This window comes from Rhizobacter sp. P2_H2 (genome assembly GCF_056403375.1).
On sequence record NZ_JBFUFP010001712.1, the window covers coordinates 1 to 688 of the forward strand.

General features: G+C 72.5%; 1 pseudogene. It reads left to right on the forward strand.

Annotated features, from left to right (window positions below):
• Positions 1 to 352, forward strand: a pseudogene (locus AC1D15_RS35770) (zinc ribbon domain-containing protein); the annotation flags it as partial.
• Positions 353 to 688 lie beyond the last annotated feature (336 nt).

Consider the following 688-nt stretch of genomic DNA (forward strand, 5'->3'; position numbering starts at 1 on the left):
GGTCCCGGTCGAGGCGGACAAGCCGGCCGATGCCGACACGCCCGCTGCGGCCGACGCCACGCCGGCACCCGCCGAGCCGGCCGCCGTCGCACCGGCCGAGGTCGCACCCGCCATCCCCGTCCCACCCGCAGCACCCGTGACATCGTTGCCATCAGGCGGCGCGCGTGCGGTGTCCGGCACCGCGAAGCCGCCGGTCGATGCCGTCGTGGCGGGCGCGACGAACCCGCGTGCCGCCTGCGGCTCGCGCGTCAACTTCGCGCTGCTGTACTGCATGCAGGCGCAATGTGCCAAGCCGCAATTCGCGCGGCATGCGCAGTGCGAAGAAATGCGCCGCGCCGGCGACGTCCAGTAGCGCAGGCAGCGCGGGCACATCGGGCCCCGGAACATCAGGACTGGAACCGCACACCCTCGGCCGTTACTCAGCGGGCGGGTCGGCGCAGGGCCGCCGACCGACTCACCCAGGGAGTTCGGAATGCGGCGGCTACAGCATCAGTTCAGGCACGTTCCTCATCAACCCGCAGCACCGGGCCGACCCGAGCCGGATCACGCAGTGCGTGCGACGACACGCAGCGTCCGGCCGCACCGCTGGCACCGGCGTTTCGCCACGCCACCGGCGCTGAACCGCCTGGGTGCCTGAACAACGGTGCTGTTCAGCCCTCGGCYGTGAACACCTCGGCCAGCGTCGGCA